Source organism: Acidovorax sp. ACV01 (genome assembly GCF_014851495.1).
Classification (GTDB): domain Bacteria; phylum Pseudomonadota; class Gammaproteobacteria; order Burkholderiales; family Burkholderiaceae_C; genus Acidovorax; species Acidovorax radicis.
Genome location: NZ_JACUZT010000003.1, coordinates 321,154 through 338,218, shown reverse-complemented (window position 1 = coordinate 338,218; position 17,065 = coordinate 321,154). Strand labels below are relative to the sequence as shown.

General features: G+C 65.2%; 19 protein-coding genes. 14 read left to right on the top strand and 5 right to left on the bottom strand.

Features of this window, described 5'->3' with window-relative positions:
- Positions 1 to 6: 6 nt before the first annotated feature.
- Positions 7 to 1,629, top strand: coding sequence for a methyl-accepting chemotaxis protein (locus IB243_RS10270; RefSeq protein ID WP_192426767.1), 1,623 nt, complete (start codon positions 7 to 9; stop codon positions 1,627 to 1,629).
- Here the strand turns inward: IB243_RS10270 and IB243_RS10265 are convergent.
- Positions 1,605 to 2,750: a GlxA family transcriptional regulator gene (locus tag IB243_RS10265; protein ID WP_192426766.1), complete on the bottom strand. Its 1,146-nt coding sequence runs from the start codon at positions 2,748 to 2,750 to the stop codon at positions 1,605 to 1,607. The two genes, IB243_RS10270 and IB243_RS10265, sit on opposite strands and share 25 nt — an antisense overlap.
- 153 nt (positions 2,751 to 2,903) lie before the next feature.
- On the opposite strand from IB243_RS10265, the gene IB243_RS10260 reads away from it, so the two are divergent.
- From IB243_RS10260 to IB243_RS10210, 11 genes are all read left to right on the top strand, one after another.
- The gene (locus IB243_RS10260) at positions 2,904 to 3,692 is read left to right on the top strand and encodes an amino acid ABC transporter ATP-binding protein (protein WP_370540335.1); all 789 of its coding nucleotides are present in this window, start codon (positions 2,904 to 2,906) and stop codon (positions 3,690 to 3,692) included.
- A 2-nt stretch (positions 3,693 to 3,694) separates the two neighbouring features.
- On the top strand, positions 3,695 to 4,354 hold the full coding sequence (locus IB243_RS10255) for an amino acid ABC transporter permease (protein ID WP_192426765.1): 660 nt from the start codon (positions 3,695 to 3,697) through the stop codon (positions 4,352 to 4,354).
- Entirely contained in the window at positions 4,351 to 5,037 is a 687-nt protein-coding gene (locus IB243_RS10250) for an amino acid ABC transporter permease (RefSeq protein ID WP_192426764.1), read from the top strand. Before IB243_RS10255 ends, IB243_RS10250 begins: the two co-directional genes overlap by 4 nt.
- Positions 5,034 to 6,461, top strand: coding sequence for an amidase (locus IB243_RS10245; RefSeq protein WP_225584880.1), 1,428 nt, complete (start codon positions 5,034 to 5,036; stop codon positions 6,459 to 6,461). Before IB243_RS10250 ends, IB243_RS10245 begins: the two co-directional genes overlap by 4 nt.
- A gap of 107 nt (positions 6,462 to 6,568) precedes the next feature.
- Complete coding sequence (locus tag IB243_RS10240) at positions 6,569 to 7,456, top strand: amino acid ABC transporter substrate-binding protein (protein WP_192426762.1); 888 nt, start codon at positions 6,569 to 6,571, stop codon at positions 7,454 to 7,456.
- A gap of 66 nt (positions 7,457 to 7,522) precedes the next feature.
- The gene (locus IB243_RS10235; RefSeq protein ID WP_192426761.1) at positions 7,523 to 8,470 is read left to right on the top strand and encodes an ornithine cyclodeaminase family protein; all 948 of its coding nucleotides are present in this window, start codon (positions 7,523 to 7,525) and stop codon (positions 8,468 to 8,470) included.
- Positions 8,467 to 9,687 (top strand): FAD-dependent oxidoreductase, encoded by a 1,221-nt coding sequence (locus IB243_RS10230; protein WP_192426759.1) that lies wholly within the window; start codon positions 8,467 to 8,469, stop codon positions 9,685 to 9,687. Before IB243_RS10235 ends, IB243_RS10230 begins: the two co-directional genes overlap by 4 nt.
- A 273-nt stretch (positions 9,688 to 9,960) precedes the next feature.
- Complete coding sequence (locus IB243_RS10225; RefSeq protein ID WP_225584879.1) at positions 9,961 to 10,425, top strand: DUF4087 domain-containing protein; 465 nt, start codon at positions 9,961 to 9,963, stop codon at positions 10,423 to 10,425.
- Between the two features lie 139 nt (positions 10,426 to 10,564).
- Positions 10,565 to 10,972, top strand: a complete 408-nt coding sequence (locus tag IB243_RS27425; RefSeq protein ID WP_370540334.1) for a VOC family protein — start codon at positions 10,565 to 10,567, stop codon at positions 10,970 to 10,972.
- Between the two features lie 7 nt (positions 10,973 to 10,979).
- On the top strand, positions 10,980 to 11,324 hold the full coding sequence (locus tag IB243_RS10215) for a hypothetical protein (protein WP_192426755.1): 345 nt from the start codon (positions 10,980 to 10,982) through the stop codon (positions 11,322 to 11,324).
- 75 nt (positions 11,325 to 11,399) lie between these two features.
- Entirely contained in the window at positions 11,400 to 11,768 is a 369-nt protein-coding gene (locus tag IB243_RS10210) for a VOC family protein (RefSeq protein WP_192426754.1), read from the top strand.
- A gap of 30 nt (positions 11,769 to 11,798) precedes the next feature.
- Here the strand turns inward: IB243_RS10210 and IB243_RS10205 are convergent, their stop codons facing one another.
- The 4 genes from IB243_RS10205 to IB243_RS10190 all read right to left on the bottom strand — a co-directional run bounded on the left by IB243_RS10205 (position 11,799) and on the right by IB243_RS10190 (position 14,178).
- On the bottom strand, positions 11,799 to 12,077 hold the full coding sequence (locus tag IB243_RS10205) for a YkgJ family cysteine cluster protein (RefSeq protein WP_192426752.1): 279 nt from the start codon (positions 12,075 to 12,077) through the stop codon (positions 11,799 to 11,801).
- A gap of 79 nt (positions 12,078 to 12,156) precedes the next feature.
- Positions 12,157 to 12,774, bottom strand: a complete 618-nt coding sequence (locus IB243_RS10200) for an NADPH-dependent FMN reductase (protein ID WP_192426750.1) — start codon at positions 12,772 to 12,774, stop codon at positions 12,157 to 12,159.
- Positions 12,775 to 12,884: 110 nt separating this feature from the next.
- On the bottom strand, positions 12,885 to 13,409 hold the full coding sequence (locus tag IB243_RS10195; RefSeq protein WP_192426748.1) for a DUF1772 domain-containing protein: 525 nt from the start codon (positions 13,407 to 13,409) through the stop codon (positions 12,885 to 12,887).
- A 142-nt stretch (positions 13,410 to 13,551) separates the two neighbouring features.
- Entirely contained in the window at positions 13,552 to 14,178 is a 627-nt protein-coding gene (locus tag IB243_RS10190; protein ID WP_370540333.1) for a Crp/Fnr family transcriptional regulator, read from the bottom strand.
- A gap of 151 nt (positions 14,179 to 14,329) precedes the next feature.
- Between IB243_RS10190 and mnmG the strand changes: the two genes are divergently transcribed.
- Together mnmG and rsmG are read left to right on the top strand one after the other, a co-directional pair.
- Entirely contained in the window at positions 14,330 to 16,309 is a 1,980-nt protein-coding gene (gene mnmG / locus IB243_RS10185) for a tRNA uridine-5-carboxymethylaminomethyl(34) synthesis enzyme MnmG (RefSeq protein ID WP_192426746.1), read from the top strand.
- Positions 16,306 to 16,983: a 16S rRNA (guanine(527)-N(7))-methyltransferase RsmG gene (rsmG, locus tag IB243_RS10180; RefSeq protein ID WP_192426744.1), complete on the top strand. Its 678-nt coding sequence runs from the start codon at positions 16,306 to 16,308 to the stop codon at positions 16,981 to 16,983. The genes mnmG and rsmG overlap by 4 nt, the downstream gene beginning before the upstream one ends.
- Positions 16,984 to 17,065: the final 82 nt, after the last annotated feature.

Sequence of the window (17,065 nt, the reverse complement as noted above, 5' to 3'; positions counted from 1 at the left end):
ACCACCATGGCATTCCTTGAACGGGCCGGGCGCGGGCTGTCTATACGCGCGTCGCTGATCCTCGGTTTTTCGGCCATTGGCGCGCTGCTTGCACTGGCGCTGGGGCTTGCCGTACAGGCGGGGCTGGCCGCAAATGCGCGGGTGGCGTCGATTGCCAGTGAGAGCCTGCCTCTTTGGAGTGCGGCCTACGAGGTGTCGCTGGAGGTGTCGTCCATCTCCCGTGCCCTGCGCGATGCGGTGCTGGTGGAGATGCAGGAAGACCTGCCCACCGAGGTGGAGCGCATTGATGCGGCGCAGCGGCACATCGACAGCCGGATGGCCGCGTTGCAGGGAGCTGTGGTGCTCGCTCCCGAGCGCGAGTTGCTGGCACAGATCGGGCAGGCTGCCACGCGCTTTCGGCAGGACCGCGACCAGTTCCTGGCGCTTCTGCAGGGCGGTGCGCGCGGCCCTGCACGCGGCATGCTGACCGGGGCTTTGCGCCAATCGCAGGCGGCCTATCTGCAGACCCTGGCGCAACTGCGAGAAGCCCAGGCGCGCCAGGTGGAGCAGGCGGCCGCTGCGTCCATCACGGCGCTGCAGGGCATGCTGGTGCAGATGGCCGTGTCATTCGCACTGGTGTTGTTGGTGGGCTGTGCTGTGGCGGTGGCCTTGGTACGCACTCTGACACGCCGGCTGGGAGCAGAGCCCGGGGCCGTGGCGCAGGCCATGGCCCGGGTTTCGGACGGGCTGTTGACTGCACCACTACCGGGCGTGGTGGCGCCCGCCGGTTCGGTGATTGCTTCGCTGCGCGCCATGGTGGGTGGCCTGGGTGACACGGTGCAGCAGGTGCGCAGCGCATCGGTGGACGTGGCGGCGCAAAGCCGCAGCCTGGTTGGCGAGGCCAAGAATCTGTCCGAGCGCACCGAGATGCAGTCGGCCGAGCTGCAGCAGGCGGCTGCGGCGCTGGAGCAGTTTGCGGCGACCATGGGCAACACGCAACAATCGGTGCTGGATGCGCACCGGCTTGCCACATCGGCCTGCAGTGTGGCGCGCGAGGGCCAGTCCATCGTCGACGGGGCCATGCAGAGCATGCTGGCGGTGGCTGGGCATGGTGCACGCATTGCCGAGACCACTGCAGTGATCGATGGCATTGCGTTCCAGACCAACATCCTGGCGCTCAATGCCGCCGTGGAAGCAGCCCGTGCTGGTGAGCAGGGGCGCGGCTTTGCCGTGGTGGCCAGCGAGGTGCGCAGCCTGGCGTTGCACTCCGCGAGTTCTGCCAAGGAGATCCGCCAGCTGATTCAGCAATCGAACGAGCAGATCGCTGCGTGCCGGAGCATGGTGGAACGCGCGCATGTGCAGACGGCGAGTGTGATCGAAGCCGTCAACTCGTTTGCCCAACTGATGGCTGCGGTGCAGACGGCCAGCGCCGAGCAGCATGTGGGGGTGCGCCAGTTGACTGAGGTGCTTTCGCGCATCGACCAGTTCACACAGCAGAATGCTGCGCTGGTGGAGGAAGCGCGCGGGGCCTCGGAAGCGCTCTATGCGCAGTCTGGCCGGTTGGTGTCGGTGGTGGCGCGTTTTCGCATCGAAGAAGAAACGGGCGATGGCGGGCGCCGCCTGCTTCAGGCCTCCACCGTGGCAGCTTGAAGCGCCTTGCGCATGCGCCCCGGGGGCATGCCGTAGAGCTGCTGGAAGTGCCGGATGAAATGCGACGCGTCCGAGAAGCCGCATTCGTAGGCGATGGTGATGATGGGCAGGTCGGTGCTGGTGAGCATCCAGCGAGCGTACTTGAGCCGTGCGTTGCGGTAGTACTCAGACGGCGTGGTGCGCGTCTCGGCCAGGAAGACACGTTCGAGCTGGCGGCTGCTTGAATCCACCAGCTGCGCGATGACGGCGATCTCCAGCGGCGTACCAATGTTCTTTTCCATCAGTACGATGGCCTGGCGCAGCTTGTCGTGGTCGGCCGTGCCATAGCCCAGCGCATGGCGGCGCGCCACATGGGTGCTGCTGGCGGCGGGGTTCACCGTCATCTGGTGGATGACCTTGGCCGCCCGGTCGGGCCCGCAATGCAGGCGCACCAGCTCGGCCGTGAGCTCCACGATGGAGATGCCACCTGCGCAGCTGATGCGGTCGCCGTCGAACACATAGTGGCAGTCAGTGCTGTAGTCCAGCGCGGGGAAGGCGGCCTTCCAGTCCTCCACATGAAAAGGATGCACGCAGGCGCGGCGTCCCGCCATGAGTCCCGCCTGTGCGAGCGCGAATGAGCCTGTGCAGATGCCGATCAGCGGCTTGCCCAGCGATGCCGCGAAATGCAGGAAGGTGCTGTAACGCGGGCTGGCGGTGGGGATGGCCGACAGCAGGCCTCCGATGACCGCGATGTAGTCGTAGTCGCACTCGGAAGAAAGCGATTCCTGTACCGGCACCGCCACACCGCAACTGGCCTGCACCGATTGCCCCGGCACCCCGAGGATGGTCCACGAGCAGCGGATCTGCCGACTCTGGTCGCCGACGTCGGCAGCATGGCGCAGGCCATCACACAGCCCGGCCAGCGACAGCAGCGGGAACTGCGGCCACAGCAGGATGCCCACGCGCAGCTCCGCCGCCGATGCGGTGGCCGCAGGCCTGCGCCGAACAGGGGCGGCCCGGGCTGGGGCGTCGAGCCGGTCAATCAATGCACCAATGTCGCCTGTGTTCTGTGCACTGGTCTGGTGCAAATTTGCGCCAATCTCTTCAAGAAGCTCTTTGGGACGGGCTTTGGTGGGGGGCATGGGGTTTTCCCGGTATGTCGCATACGTTCAATATAGCGGCGACGGCCTGCAATGAACAGATGGGCGAAATTTCTAGCATGGAGGCACTGGGTATCGACGTGTGCGGTTGCAAAGACCGTGCCGCGCTACCCGCAGTTTTGTCTGGAGAACCATGTGAACCATCCCCTGCTTCAAGTGAGCGGCCTCAAGAAGAGCTATGGCCCGGCCGAGGTGCTCAAGGGCATTTCGTTCAACCTGCAAAAAGGCGAGACGCTCTCGCTCATTGGCCCTAGCGGGTCGGGCAAGTCCACCTGCCTGCGCTGCCTGAACTTTCTGGAGAAACCCCAGGCGGGGGAGGTGCTGCTCGAATCCGAGCGCATCGGGCAAGTGGCTGCGGGGAAGAACGCCTGGCGCTTCATGACCGACACCGAGATGGCGCCGCAGCGCCGCGAGATCGGCATGGTGTTCCAGCTGTTCTACCTGTGGCCACACCTCACCGTGCGCGACAACGTGGCGCTGGCGTCCATCAAGGCCGCGCGCATGCCGCGCGATGCGGCATATGCGCTGGCCGAAGAAATGCTCGACAAGGTGCACCTGCGCCACAAGGCCGATGCCTACCCCGAGCAGCTGTCAGGCGGGCAGCAGCAGCGTGTGGCGATTGCGCGCACTCTGGCGCAAAAGCCCAAACTGATTCTTTTCGACGAGCCCACTTCGGCGCTGGACCCGGAGCTGGTGGGCGAGGTGCTGGGCGTGATCCGTGAGCTGGCCGAGGAGGGCCGCTCGATGATCCTGGTCACGCACGAGATCCGCTTTGCACGTGATGTGGCCGACCGCGTTATCTTCATGGACGGCGGCCACATCGTGGAAGAGGGCCCGGCCGCGCAGGTGATCAATCAGCCGCGCATGGAGCGCACACGAAGCTTTCTTGGCCAGGTCGGCAAGGAAGCCGGGCTGGAGCTGTGACCATGCCCAGTACCGACACCCTGACCCTCATCGTTCTCACGCTAGCGCGTGGCGCAGTGACCGCGGCGCAGGTGGCCCTGGGCGCAGGACTGCTGGCTTCCAGCCTGGGCCTTTTGCTGGCGCTGCTGGTGGTCTTTGTGCGCAACCGTGCGCTGCAGGCCGTGATTGCGGTCTATATCGAGTGGATGCGCAATGTACCGGCGCTGGCGCATCTGTTCGTGCTGTACTTTGGGCTGGCGTCCGTGGGGGTGCGGCTTTCGCCGCTCACGGCGGCGGTGATTGGCCTGGGCCTGGTGGGCGCGGCCATCCTGTGCGAGGTGTTCGCGGCGGGCCTGCGCTGCCTGCACGCAGGCCAGCGCGAGGCGGCGCTGGCAGTGGGCCTGACACCGGCCCAGGCGTTGCGCAATGTGCTGCTGCCGCAAATGCTGCGCGTGACCTTGCCTTCGCTGGGCAACTACGCAAGCCAGCTGGTCAAGGACACCTCGATTGCCTCGGCCATTGCGGCACCTGAGGTGATGTTCTATGCGCGCAATCTGGTCACATCCACGTTCGAGACGCCGATCATTTACCTGACCGCCATGCTGCTCTATGCGGCGATGGTGCTGCCTATCAGCTGGGCTTTTGCGCGCCTCGAACTCAGCACGGCAGGGGGTGCGCGATGAAAACGTTCTTTGCAACCTACGCCGAGTACATGGGCGAATGGTGGCTTCGGCTGCTGGAGGCGGCGGTGGTCACGGCCGAACTCTCGGCCATCGGCTTCGTCATCGCACTGGTGCTGGGCGCCGTGCTGGTGTGGATGCTGCGCAGCGGTGTGACCGTGCTGTGGCACGGGGCCAATGGCTTCATTCAGCTGCTGCGTGCGGTGCCCCTGCTGGCGCTGCTCTTGGCCATCTATTTCGCGCTGCCAGCAGCGGGGGTCACGTTGTCAGGCTACTGGGCTGGCGCTATTGGCCTCGGTGTACACGGCGCGGCTTACGTGGCCGAGATTCTGCGCGGCGGGCTTAAGTCGGTACATGGCGGGCAGCGCGAGGCGGGCCTGGCTGCGGGCCTGACACCACGGCAGGTATTCCTCTACGTCACGCTGCCGCAGGCCCTGCGGGTGATGCTGCCGCCGCTGCTCAACAGCTATGTGGCGCTGCTCAAGGACAGCTCGTTGTGTGCGCTGATCGCCACCAACGAACTGATGCTGACAGCCAAGGCCATGTCCAGCGAGTACTTCCTGCCGCTGCACATCTTCATCCTGGTAGGGCTGCTGTATTTCGCGATTGCGTTTCCCTTGTCCATGTTGTCGCGGTGGCTGGAACGGCGCCTGGCCCATGGTCGCCGCACGGTGGGTGCGGCATGAACCGAGACAACAACACCATGACATCCATGATCTACGCGCCGCTGGAACGGCTGGCCGCCGCCATCCATCGCGGAGAACTCTCAAGCGAGGCGCTGCTGGAGGCGCAGCTGGCGCGCATTGCGCGCTATGACGGCCAGCTGCATGCCTTTACCGACGTGTATGCCGACGAGGCCCGCGCCACCGCACGCGGCCTGGACCAGATGGCACGGGCTGGTGTGCGTCTGGGCCCGTTGCACGGTGTGACCGTGGCAGTGAAGGACCTGTTCGAGGTGCAGGACAAGCCCATCTCGGCGGGCTCGAAAGCGCGCCCGCCGCGCACTTCGGCGATCAGCGCTGCCGTGGTGGAGCGCTTGCGTGCTGCCGGGGCCGTGGTGATCGGCAAGACGCACACGGTGGAGTTCGCCTTTGGCGGCTGGGGCACCAATGCCGCCATGGGCACGCCGTGGAACCCCTGGGATCTGCAGACCCACCGCACCCCCGGCGGCAGCAGCAGCGGCTCGGCCGTGGCGCTGGCGTCCGGCATGTGTTCGGCCAGTGTGGGCACCGACACGGGCGGCTCGGTGCGCATCCCGGCGGGGCTGTGCGGGGTGGTGGGGCTCAAGACCACGCGCGGCCTGATCAGCCGCCATGGGCTGATCGAGCTGTGCCCCACGCACGACACGGTGGGGCCACTGACCCGCACGGTGCGCGACAGTGCCCTCCTGCTCGACGTGCTCTCAGGCCCGGACCCGCGCGACGGCGTCTCGCTGTCGGTGCCTGTGCGCGAAGTCATGCCGCAGCTCGATGCGCAGCGCTCGGTGGCGGGCATGCGGGTGTGGACCCTGCCAGAGGCAGAGCGCGAGCATGTGGCTGCCGAGGTGCTCGCCGTGTACGACCAGGCGCTGCAGGTGCTGGACACGCTGGGCATGCGGCGGGTGGAGCGGGCGCTTCCCCAAAGCAGCGCGGAATCCATGCGCGTGGCGGGACGCCTGATGAGCGCAGAGGGGTACGCCAACCTGGGGCCTTTGTTCGAGCAGGATGGGCTTGAATTCGACCCCCATGTGCGCCGGCGCATTCTGCTGGGGCGTGATATCGACTCGGCGCAATACATCCACTTGCTCAAGCTGCGTGAGCAGGCCAAGGCCGACATGCTCACTGCCATGGAGGGTGTGGATGTCTGTGCGTTCCCCACCAACGCGATTGCTGCCATCCCGGTCTCTGAGGTGGACGAATTGGCCACGCCGCTGTCGCGCTTTGGCCGCTTCGTGAACCTGCTGGATCTTTGCTCTGTGGCGGTGCCTGCGGGGTTCACGGGGGCGGGCATGCCGGTGTCCATGCAGGTCATCGGGCGGCCGTTTGACGAGGCGACCATTTTGCGGGTAGGCGATGCCTTCGAGCGCGCGACGCGCTGGCACCAGGCTGTGCCGCCTGGGCTGGAGGCTTAAGCCTCTTTCCAGCCTTGTTTTTCTTCCCTCAGTTTGTTGACGGGTTCCGTGCGATTCACCGGCGCCTCACGGTCCGTCTGCAGCGTCTATTTGTTAAGGAGTGGTCCATGTCTGCAATCCTGGATGTGAAATCCCTGCTGACCCCGCTCGTTGCGGCATTGCTGTGGGGGACAGCGGCTTGTCATGCCCAGACGGCAGGCGGCGCCTTGGCACGCATGGTGCGCAGCGGTACGGTGAATGTGGGCTACATCCCAACGCCGGGTACGTTTGCGTTCCGCGATGCGAGTGGCAACACGGTGGGGTACTCGATCGACGTTTGCATGAAGGTGGTGGAGGGCATTCGCAAGGCCGTTGGCCGGCCGGACCTGCGCGTGGATTTTCGGCCGCTGGAGGCGGCGCAGCGTATCCCGCTGCTGAAGGCCGGTGCCATCGACCTCGAGTGCGGCGGCAACACCAATACCGTGGGCCGGCAGCGGGATGTGGACTTTTCGCACACGCTGTTCACCACGGGCGTGCGGTTCGTGGCGCGCCCATCGGTGCAGCTTGATGGTGTGTCCAGTCTGTGGCGGCGGCGTATTGCCGTGAGCAATGGCACTACGGCGCAGGACACGCTGCAGCGCTTGCGCCAGGAGCAGGCGTTGGATCTGGTGGTGGTGCCCACCGACGCCGAAGGTGTGCGTCTTGTGGAAGAAGGGCGCGTGGACGCGTTTGCGCAGGATGACATTCTGCTGTACGGCCTGATCGCTGCATCACCCGCAAAGGATCGCCTGCATGTGACGGGAAGACACCTCACGGTGGAACCCTACGCCTTCATGTTGCCCAAGGACGATGTGCCGCTGCGCGAGATCGTGGACCGTACGGTGCTTTCCCTCATGCACTCGGGCGAGCTGACCGCCATCTACCGCAAATGGTTCGACACGGCATCGCTGCGGATTCCCATGAGCGTGCACATGCGCGAAAACATCCGCTACCCCAACAAGTACGGCATTCCCTGAAGGCGCGCGCCCTGCACGCCTTGTTCCTTTCTTTCCCTCTTTTTCTGGCGGTACCAGCCTATCCACATGAACAGCATTCCCTTCATCAGCGATCAGCAGATTTCCGAAGCCCTTGATTTCCCCTCTGTAGCCACGGTGCTGGGCGAAGCCTTTGCAAGCCTGGCGACCGGTGGCGCGGCCGTCCATCTCCGCCAGCGTACGGATTGCCATGACCTGCGCCTGAGCACCATGGGGGCCGTGTGGGCCGACCGCGCCGTGGGTGGTGTCAAGGTCTATCCCACGGTGCGGGGGCAGTTCAGTTTCTCCATCCTGTTGTTCGATCTGGCCAGCAACCAGCCACTGGCAGTGCTGGACGGCAACGAGATCACGCGGCTGCGCACGGCGGCCATTACGACACTGGTGGCATCCAAGGCGGCTGCGGCGCGTCCGCGCAAGCTCGCACTGTTTGGCACAGGGTTGCAGGGCCGGGCGCAGGTGGCCGCACTGTGTGGATGGTTTGAGTTCGAGGAGATTGCCTTGGTGGACCCGGCGGGAGACGCAGCCTGGGTCGAGGCCTTGGCCCGCAGCACGGGCTGCCGCGTGGCCTTCACCACGCCAGAGGCGGCCGTGCGGGACGCCGATATCGTGGTCACGGCTACGCGCTCGGACACGCCCGTGTTTGATGGCGCATGGCTCGCGCCGGGCGCTTTTGTCTCGGCCATCGGAACCAGCACGCCCAAGGGGCGCGAACTGGACGACACCACCATGGACCGAGCCGGTCGCATCATCGTGGAGTGGAAGCCGCAGAGCCTGGCCGAGGCGGGCGAGGTGGTGCTGTGGGCAGGGCGCAGCGCCGCATCGCCTTTCGTGGATTTGCCCGAACTCTACGCGGGCCAGGTACCCTGGCGGCCGGTAGAGCCCGCCATCACCGTGTTCAAGTCGGTGGGCGTTGGGCTGGCCGATGTGGCGGTGGCGCAGCTCGCAGTGTCACGCATCCTGCCCGGGCGGGCGCCAACGGGTCGAGGGCAGCCATGAAGGTCTGTGTCATCGGTGCCGGAATGATCGGTTGTGCCACGGCCTACCAGCTGGCGCGGCAGGGTTTTGACGTGCATCTGCTGGACTCTGAAGCGGCCCCCGGTTTGGCCACCAGTTACGCCAACGGTGCGCAGCTGAGCTACAGCTATGTGGAGCCCTTTGCATCGCCCGCCACGCTCTGGGCGCTGCCCAAGATGCTGCTGTCGCGAGAGTCGGCGGTTCGGTTTCATCCGCGCTGGGACTGGAGGCAGTGGGCTTGGGGCCTGCAATTCCTCAGGGCTTGCACGGCGCGGCAGTCGGTGCGTGGCACCGAGAGTCTGCTGCAGATGGCGCAGGCCAGCCGGGCCACGCTGACCGACTGGATGCAGGCAGAAGACTGGAGTTTCGGTTTCGAGCAAAACGGGAAGCTGGTGCTCTGCCCCACGGACCAGGCACTGCGGCAGCAAGAACGGCAAGTGCATTTGCAGGCATCGCTGGGCTGTGACCAGCAGATATTGACCGTACAGGAGTGCCTGGAAGCGGAACCCGCCCTGCGCCGCGCGCGTGCGCTGCGCTTCGTCGGCGGCGTGTGGACGCAAAGCGAGTGCGTGGCCGACCCCCACCTTCTGTGCCAGGAAATGGTGGCCAGCCTGCAGCGCCTGGGCGGCACCGTGTCGCTGGGTGTGCAAGCCAGCGGCTTTGTGCGGCATCGCAGCCGTATCAGCGCCGTGATGACCCACCAGGGCGAGATCGAAGCCGATGCTTTCGTGCTGGCAGCAGGACCGCGCGCGGTCACGCTGGCCGCTGCGCTGGGCATCTATTTGCCCGTCTACCCCATCAAGGGCTACAGCATCACGGTGCCGTTTCTCCCCGGTGTGCAGCGCCCCTGCGCGAGCGTGACGGATCTGGCGCGCAAGACCGTGTTTGCACCGCTGCACAACAGCCTGCGCGTGGCCGCCATGGCAGAAGTGGGCGCTACGGGCTTGGACATCGCGCCCGCCAGGGTCCAGGCCATGGTGGAGGCTGTTGACCAAACCTACCCGGGACTTTGCGACGTCAGTGCGCCAGAGTCTTGGGCAGGGCTGAGGCCTGCTACCCCAACGTCGGTGCCCATCGTGGGGCGCTGGCGGTCCAGCAATGTGTACCTCAACGTGGGGCACGGCGCGTTGGGGTTGACGCTGGCGGCGGGCAGTGCGGTGGCGCTGAGCCGGCACATGGGTCGCGTTGATGGTGCGTGAGTTCGAACAACTTCAGGGCGCCCAGCCTTCGCAAACACAGGCCGGGCGATAGCAATGGGCAGTGGGTGCAACAAACGGACATGGACGCTGCCTGCCCCCTTGCTGCAGCAGACCGCCAATAAAGACGGGTACCAGGGGTTACTGCGAGCCCGATGCAACAGTCACTGCGGCCGGGGTAGTCGTCCTTGAGGTTATGCTATTGTTTGTATAGCTATAGATGGTTGTCAGTAAAGCGGGAGGTCCGTCTTGAAGCTTAAATCGAAGGACCGAGAAATGGCAGTGTTGTACGCAACCACCGACATGCAGGGAACCCGGCGTGGAGTAGGGATACAGAGCCGGGCCGCGGTGGTGTCAACGCTCTTGTTCGCGCTGCTGCCGTGGGTGGCCCAAGCCCAGGCGCAAGCACAGCAACCTGCTGCCGGAGTTGCCCAGCCGCTGGAAAACCGCTGCGGCTGGTTTCACAACCCCACCCCCAACAACCCCACCCCCAACAACGCCACCCTGACCGACCGTGATGGCGAGTGGGTGGTCTCCACCCAGGGCGGAGACAGTGCCGAAGGCGACTGGCCCGTGTTCACCGACGCGCAGTGGAAGAAAACCAATGGCCACTATGGCTACGGGTGTGCGTGCATGAAGGTGGTGGTGGACCGCAGCGACGGGCGGGTGTTGCGCATTGCGTCGGCTGCGGCGAAGCCGTTGAAGGCGTGCCGGGAGGACCGGGCGCTGCCGAAGCCTTGAAGAAGGAAGGGCGTGACAGTTGGCGGTGGGTGTGGCATTGCCATCAAGCCAAATTCCAGGCCAAAAAACACGGTCCTTCCACGTGGGTCTTCTTGTTGCGGTGGCTATAGTGAGGCCGCGCCCACCAACCACCCCAGTTATGAGCATTCATCTGCGAATCGCGCGCCCCGTGCTGGATCTTTGCCGCACTGTCGCCCAGTACAAGCAAGGCCTGGGCTTTGAAGAACTCGCCCACTTTGCGGACCACGATGGCTTCGATGGAACCATGCTGGGCTTCCGCGACGCGGATTTCCACTTTGAGTTCACCGTCTGCCGCCGGCACCCAGTGACGCCGCAGCCAACGCCCGAAGATCTGTTTGTCTTCTATGTGCCCGATCATCAGGCGTGGACGGAACGCTGCCAGGCGATGCGTGGCGCTGGCTTCAAGGAGGTGGAATCGTTCAATCCGTACTGGAGCCAGCAGGGCTGCACGTTTGAGGATGCGGACGGGTACCGGGTGGTGATTCAGCGTGCCGCGTGGAACCCTCCGCTCGCCCGTCACCAGTAGCTTCACCATGCGTCTATTCCTCGTATCTCTGAGCCTTGCACTATTGGCGCTTTCTCTGGCAGCCTATTGTTTTGTGCAGATCCCGCTCATCAAACACCCCACCGCAGCGGTGATTGCAGATTTGGAAGATCGATTTCTGGCGGACCGTTCCCAGCTGAGCCCGCCGGAAGCCGAGCGTTTTGACGCTCATTTGCGGGTTCTTCGCTTCAATACTCAAGCTTTGAATGCCACACACACAAACCTTTGGCGAGCGGGAGTGCTTGGTTTTCTGGGTTTGGGGATTGCGAATCTGGTGGTGGCCGGTGTCGCATACAAAAAGCACAAACCACAAAAGGCCAGCGGCGCCAACTGAGGCACCTCCCTTGCGCTGGTCAGTGCAAAAGTTCACAGTGCTGGTTTTCGATTTCCCAACCCCAAGGAGCCCCCTATGGCCCACGCCCTGAACTGGTTCGAGATCCCTGTGACCGACTTCACCCGCGCCAAGACCTTCTACGAGACGGTGTTGGGCATCACCATCGCACCCATGGCCATGGGGCCGACCACGATGGGGATGTTGTCCTCCGACCCCGCCGCCGTGGGCGGTGCCCTCGTGCAGGCGGAGGGCAGCGTACCCTCGCGGAACGGGACGATGGTGTACCTCAATGGCGGCGAGGACCTGGCCCCCCTGCTGGCGCGCGTGGAGCCAGCGGGCGGGGCGGTGGTGGTCCCCAAGACGGAGATTGGCAATGACTTCGGCTTCTTTGCCCACTTCACGGACACCGAGGGCAACAAGGTCGGGCTGCACTCGATGAAGTAGCGGGCGCGGACCCATCGGGAGGAATGCCTGTTACCCCGCCGGTTCGCCCACGCTCCCGGGCTCCGTCAGCCGCTCCAGCCGCGCCAGGAAACCCATGGCCTGCTCCGTGCTGGTGCCACACATCTCGGCCGACGGCATCAGCCCCCCGCATACCGCCGGCCGCTCGGGCTGCCCAAAGATGTGGCAGCGCGCGTCGTCCCCCAGCTGAATGCACCGCACCCCCGCCGGTTTGCCCTGCGGCATGCCCGGGATAGGCGAGCTGATGGAGGGGGCGGTGCAGCAGGCGCCGCAGCCGGGGCGGCAGTTCATGGGTGTTTGCTATTATTTATATAGCTGCTAGCGCTTATGAATAAAGCGCTAGAGGCCAATTTGATTCAAATTTTTGCGCTCACTGGCCTGCGGCAGCATCGTCGTGCAGGCGGCTGGATGCCCACAGTACCTGGTCCACCACGGCGCGCACGCGGTCGCGGTGGGTTTGCTGAATGAGGGCGCCGCTGTCGTCAAACGCGCTGCCGGCCGAGCCCAGCGCAAATGCCTTGGGTGCGAGCCAGCATTCGGCGTTGATGAGCAGCGGGGCCAGGTGGCTTTGTGAGCGCAGGCCGCCCAGGGCGCCGGGCGAGGCGCTGAGCATGCCCACCACCTTGCCGCGAAAGCTCTTGCCGCCGTCTTGCCAGTCGGGGTTGCCTTTGACCGGGCTGGAGGCCCAGTCGATGGTGTTCTTGAGCAGGGCGGTGTAGCTGCCGTTGTATTCGGGCGAGCAGATGACCCAGGCGGGGTGCTGCCACAAAATTTCTTTGAGCCGGATCACATCGGCCGGTGTGCCTTGGGCTTCGAGGTCGGCGTTGTACAGCGGGATGTCGAAATCCGACAGTTCCAGCAGCGTGACCGTGGCGCCCGCGTCGCGTGCGATGGCGGCGGTGGCGTGGGCCAGTTTGCGGTTGAAGGATTGCTGGCGGGTGCTGCCGGCAAAGATGAGGAGGGAGGAGGGGGTGGTGGTCTGGGGCATAGTGCCTGCGATTGAATCACAGGCGTGCGGCAGGAATCCTGCAAGCGGGGTGTGCTGAACAGGGTTTTGTGTCGCGGCTCCACGGTGGTGAGTGCAGGCTGTGCGGCGATCTACGTGCGACGACCGGCCAGCCGCCCCACCAGCGTTCCCACCGCTGCCGCAAAACACCCCACGCTGAGCAGCGCACGCCACAGATTGGCTGCATTCCACTGGTCGCGCACCTGGGGCCAGTCGTCGGGCAGGGCCCGGGGGTTCCAGGCTTCTGTTGTGTAGTTGAGTGGCAGGTTGACCTGCTGGGTGAAGAACACGATGCCCAGCAGGTAGGCCACGCCGACCACGGCCAGCAGGCGCCACCACAGCGCGCGGTGTTCACGCCAGGCCGTGGCTATCGCCAGCGCGCACCACAAGGGTGGGCCAAAGAACAGCACAAAGAACAGGGCGTGCCGCACGTTGCGGTTGAAGGCGGACTGCACGGTGGCATAGGTCGCGCCGTCCATCTGCAACGTGGCCAGATTGACGTTGGCGCTGTAGGTGCCGAAGAACCCGGCCATGAGGCCCAGCCACAACACGGCGAAGGCATGGGGGATGAGGGAGAGCAGGGCAGGCGTGTTGTGGGGGTGTTGGGCGGTGGTCATGGGCGGGCCTTTGGGGAGATGCCCGCACTCTGCCGATGGCCCGTGCCCTGCGCCTTATCCTTTGATAAGAGCGGCTCACAAAACTCCCCTGGCGTCGTGGTTCCGTCTTGTCGTACCGCTTGTACTGCCTGCGACGGAACGCCTAGCCAGGGCCGCTGCGCTGAGTTTTGTTAGCCGCTCTAAGCCCCATCTCGCTGCGCAGGCGCGACAGCGAGACGTCGGTCATGCCGAGGTACGACGCCAGGTGCTTGAGGGCGATGCGCTCGGCCCATTGCGGGTGTTGCTCCAGCAAGCGGGTGTAGCGCTGGCGGGCGCTGAGCTGCAGAAATTCCTGCTCGCGCTGCATCTTGCCGTCGAGCAGGGCGCAGAGCACTTGGTGCTCCAGGGCGGCCCAGGGTGCCCAGCCCGCGCTGGGCAGCGGCTTACCTGGATCGACGGGGAAGGGCAGGGCCCACACCACGCTGTCTTCCAATGGTTCCACGTGAAACATCACCGGCTGCTGGCGCAGCGTGGGGGTGATGGGCCAGCACAGGGCGCCGTCCAGAAAGAAGTTCTTGTTGGACTCTGCGCCGTCGCGGTCCAGGTAGTACAGCCGCAGCGCGCCACGCTCCACCCACCACAGGTGCCGCCAGTGTTCGCCGGCTCGCAGCAGGGGCTGGCCGCGCTCCAGCAAGCGCCGTTCGGCGCGTAACCACCAGGTCTCCACGGCCGGAGGCGGAGCGCCCAGCAACTCGGTCAGGAAGAGGGTGAGGGGGCTGGAAACAGACACGGTCTGCGCAAAGTGGGAAAATCGCGGGTTGCCTGCTGGGGCGCCAAGTGCGCCCACCACCAGCAGGGCCGGTATGCGGCGCCTTTGACAGGGCACCCTAGCGCACCGGGTGTTTTGATTATCGGGCCCGCCAGGCCCCGGAGTGTTCCCCATGTTGTACCCCCAGGAATTTGATGTGATCGTTGTCGGCGGTGGCCATGCAGGCACGGAGGCCGCGCTGGCCGCTGCGCGCATGGGCAGCAAGACCTTGCTGCTGACCCACAACATCGAGACGCTGGGCCAGATGAGCTGCAACCCCAGCATCGGCGGCATCGGCAAGGGCCACCTGGTGAAAGAGGTGGATGCGCTGGGTGGCGCGATGGCGCTGGCCACGGACGAGGGCGGTATCCAGTTCCGCATTCTCAATAGCAGCAAGGGCCCCGCCGTGCGTGCCACGCGCGCCCAGGCGGACCGCATTCTGTACAAGGCCGCGATCCGCCGCATGCTGGAGAACCAGCCGAATCTGTGGTTGTTCCAGCAGGCGGTGGACGACCTGATGGTGGAGGGCGACCGCGTGGTGGGTGCCGTCACGCAGGTGGGTATCCGGTTCCGCTCGCGGACCGTGGTGCTGACGGCGGGCACCTTCCTCGACGGCAAGATCCACGTGGGGCTGAACAACTACGCGGCGGGCAGGGCGGGTGACCCGCCTGCCGTGTCGCTGTCGGCACGCCTCAAGGAGCTGAAGCTGCCCCAGGGCCGCCTGAAGACCGGCACGCCGCCCCGGTTGGACGGGCGCAGCATCGATTTCTCGAAGTGCGCGGAGCAGCCCGGTGATGGGATGCCCGGAGGCGTGAATGAGGGAACGGTGCCTGTGTTCAGCTTCATGGGCAATGCACAGATGCACCCGCGCCAAATGCCTTGCTGGATCACCCACACCAACGAACGCACGCACGACATCATCCGCAGCGGCTTTGACCGCAGCCCCATGTTCACCGGCAAGATCGAGGGCGTCGGCCCGCGCTACTGCCCCAGTGTGGAAGACAAGATCAACCGCTTTGCCGACAAGGACAGCCACCAGATCTTCCTGGAGCCCGAGGGGCTGACCACGCACGAGTTCTACCCCAACGGCATCAGCACCAGCCTGCCATTCGACATCCAGTACGAGCTGGTGCGCAGCATGAAGGGGCTGGAAAACGCGCACATCCTGCGCCCCGGCTACGCCATCGAATACGACTACTTTGACCCGCGCTCGCTCAAGAGCAGTTTCGAGGCGCGCCAGATCCAGGGCCTGTTCTTTGCGGGCCAGATCAACGGCACGACTGGCTATGAAGAAGCGGCGGCCCAGGGCCTGTTCGCTGGCATCAACGCCGCCCTGCAGTGCCGGGGCGACGCGCCCTGGCTGCCTGGCCGCGACGAGGCCTACCTGGGCGTGCTGGTGGACGACCTGATCACCAAGGGCGTGACAGAGCCCTACCGCATGTTCACCAGCCGGGCCGAGTTCCGCCTGCAACTGCGCGAGGACAACGCGGACATGCGCCTGACCGAAGTGGGGCGCCGTATGGGCCTGGTGGACGATGCGCGCTGGGATGCGTTCAGCCGCAAGCGCGACGCTGTTTCACGTGAAACAGAACGCCTGAAAGCTACCTGGGTGAACCCGCGCAGCCTGCCTGCGGCGGAGTCCGAGCGCGTGTTGGGCAAGAGCATCGAGCATGAATACAACCTGTTCGAACTGCTGCGCCGCCCGGATGTGAACTACACCAACCTGATGTCCATGGATGGTGGCAAATACGCGACCAACGATGTTTCACGTGAAACGCTGGGCGATTTGAGCGAACCCGTGGTGGAGCAGGTGGAGATTGCCGCCAAGTATTCGGGCTACATCGACCGGCAGCGAGATGAGGTGGGGCGCGCCGCGCACTTTGAAAAGCTGCGCCTGCCAGCCGATCTGGACTACATGCAGGTCACCGCCCTGAGCATCGAGGCACGCCAAGTGCTCAGTCGCCACCGGCCCGAAACTCTGGGCCACGCCTCGCGCATCACTGGCATCACCCCGGCGGCGATCTCGCTGCTGATGGTGCATCTCAAGAAGGGCGGGTTCAAGGAGTTTGCGGCGGTTGCGGTTGCCAAGGCAGAAGGGGAAGTGGCGGCATGACGATGGCAGTGACAAACGACAGCTTGCGCCAACAGCTGCAGGCAGGGGCCGATGCCTTGGCCCTGGGTCTGACCGACGCCCAGATTACCCTGTTGATGGATTTTCTGGCCCTGCTGCAGAAGTGGAACAAGGTCTACAACCTGACCTCGGTGCGCGATCCGCAGGAGATGATGACGCACCATCTGCTGGACAGCCTTGCCGCTGTGCCGCCGCTGCGCCGCCATGTTGCTGTGCTTGCAGGGGAGGGCCACCACGCTGTGCGCTTGCTCGACGTCGGCTCGGGCGGAGGTCTGCCCGGTGTGGTGTTTGCCATCTGCTGTCCGGAGGTGGATGTGAGCTGCGTAGACACCGTGGGCAAAAAGGCGGCGTTCATCCAGCAGGCGGCGGTGGCGCTGAAGCTGCGTAACCTGCATGGCGTGCACGCGCGGGTCGAGACGCTGACGACCCCCTTCGACATCATCAGCTGCCGCGCCTTTGCCTCTTTGCCTGACTTTGTGACCTGGTCGCGCGCCGCGCTGGTAGCGTCGCACGGGGTCTGGCTGGCCATGAAGGGCAAGCACCCCGAGGATGAAATTACGGTCCTGCCCACCGATGTATCGGTGTTTCACGTGGAACAGCTCACCGTCCCAGGCCTCGACGCCGAGCGCTGCATCATCTGGATGAAGCCGACCTGATTGTCGGCCGCTAGCTTGTCAGCGGCCGGGGCGGGGTGGTCGCGTAAACTCGGCACCTCACTTCGGGTGCATCCATCTGCGC

Bases quoted from the DNA above. Each gene is read 5' to 3' on its own strand.
- IB243_RS10270 (WP_192426767.1), top strand. From the start codon at position 7: ATGGCATTCCTTGAACGGGCCGGGCGCGGGCTGTCTATACGCGCGTCG.
- IB243_RS10265 (WP_192426766.1), bottom strand. From the start codon at position 2,750: ATGCCCCCCACCAAAGCCCGTCCCAAAGAGCTTCTTGAAGAGATTGGC.
- IB243_RS10255 (WP_192426765.1), top strand. From the start codon at position 3,695: ATGCCCAGTACCGACACCCTGACCCTCATCGTTCTCACGCTAGCGCGT.
- IB243_RS10250 (WP_192426764.1), top strand. From the start codon at position 4,351: ATGAAAACGTTCTTTGCAACCTACGCCGAGTACATGGGCGAATGGTGG.
- IB243_RS10245 (WP_225584880.1), top strand. From the start codon at position 5,034: ATGAACCGAGACAACAACACCATGACATCCATGATCTACGCGCCGCTG.
- IB243_RS10240 (WP_192426762.1), top strand. From the start codon at position 6,569: ATGTCTGCAATCCTGGATGTGAAATCCCTGCTGACCCCGCTCGTTGCG.
- IB243_RS10235 (WP_192426761.1), top strand. From the start codon at position 7,523: ATGAACAGCATTCCCTTCATCAGCGATCAGCAGATTTCCGAAGCCCTT.
- IB243_RS10230 (WP_192426759.1), top strand. From the start codon at position 8,467: ATGAAGGTCTGTGTCATCGGTGCCGGAATGATCGGTTGTGCCACGGCC.
- IB243_RS10225 (WP_225584879.1), top strand. From the start codon at position 9,961: ATGGCAGTGTTGTACGCAACCACCGACATGCAGGGAACCCGGCGTGGA.
- IB243_RS27425 (WP_370540334.1), top strand. From the start codon at position 10,565: ATGAGCATTCATCTGCGAATCGCGCGCCCCGTGCTGGATCTTTGCCGC.
- IB243_RS10215 (WP_192426755.1), top strand. From the start codon at position 10,980: ATGCGTCTATTCCTCGTATCTCTGAGCCTTGCACTATTGGCGCTTTCT.
- IB243_RS10210 (WP_192426754.1), top strand. From the start codon at position 11,400: ATGGCCCACGCCCTGAACTGGTTCGAGATCCCTGTGACCGACTTCACC.
- IB243_RS10205 (WP_192426752.1), bottom strand. From the start codon at position 12,077: ATGAACTGCCGCCCCGGCTGCGGCGCCTGCTGCACCGCCCCCTCCATC.
- IB243_RS10200 (WP_192426750.1), bottom strand. From the start codon at position 12,774: ATGCCCCAGACCACCACCCCCTCCTCCCTCCTCATCTTTGCCGGCAGC.
- IB243_RS10195 (WP_192426748.1), bottom strand. From the start codon at position 13,409: ATGACCACCGCCCAACACCCCCACAACACGCCTGCCCTGCTCTCCCTC.
- mnmG (WP_192426746.1), top strand. From the start codon at position 14,330: ATGTTGTACCCCCAGGAATTTGATGTGATCGTTGTCGGCGGTGGCCAT.
- rsmG (WP_192426744.1), top strand. From the start codon at position 16,306: ATGACGATGGCAGTGACAAACGACAGCTTGCGCCAACAGCTGCAGGCA.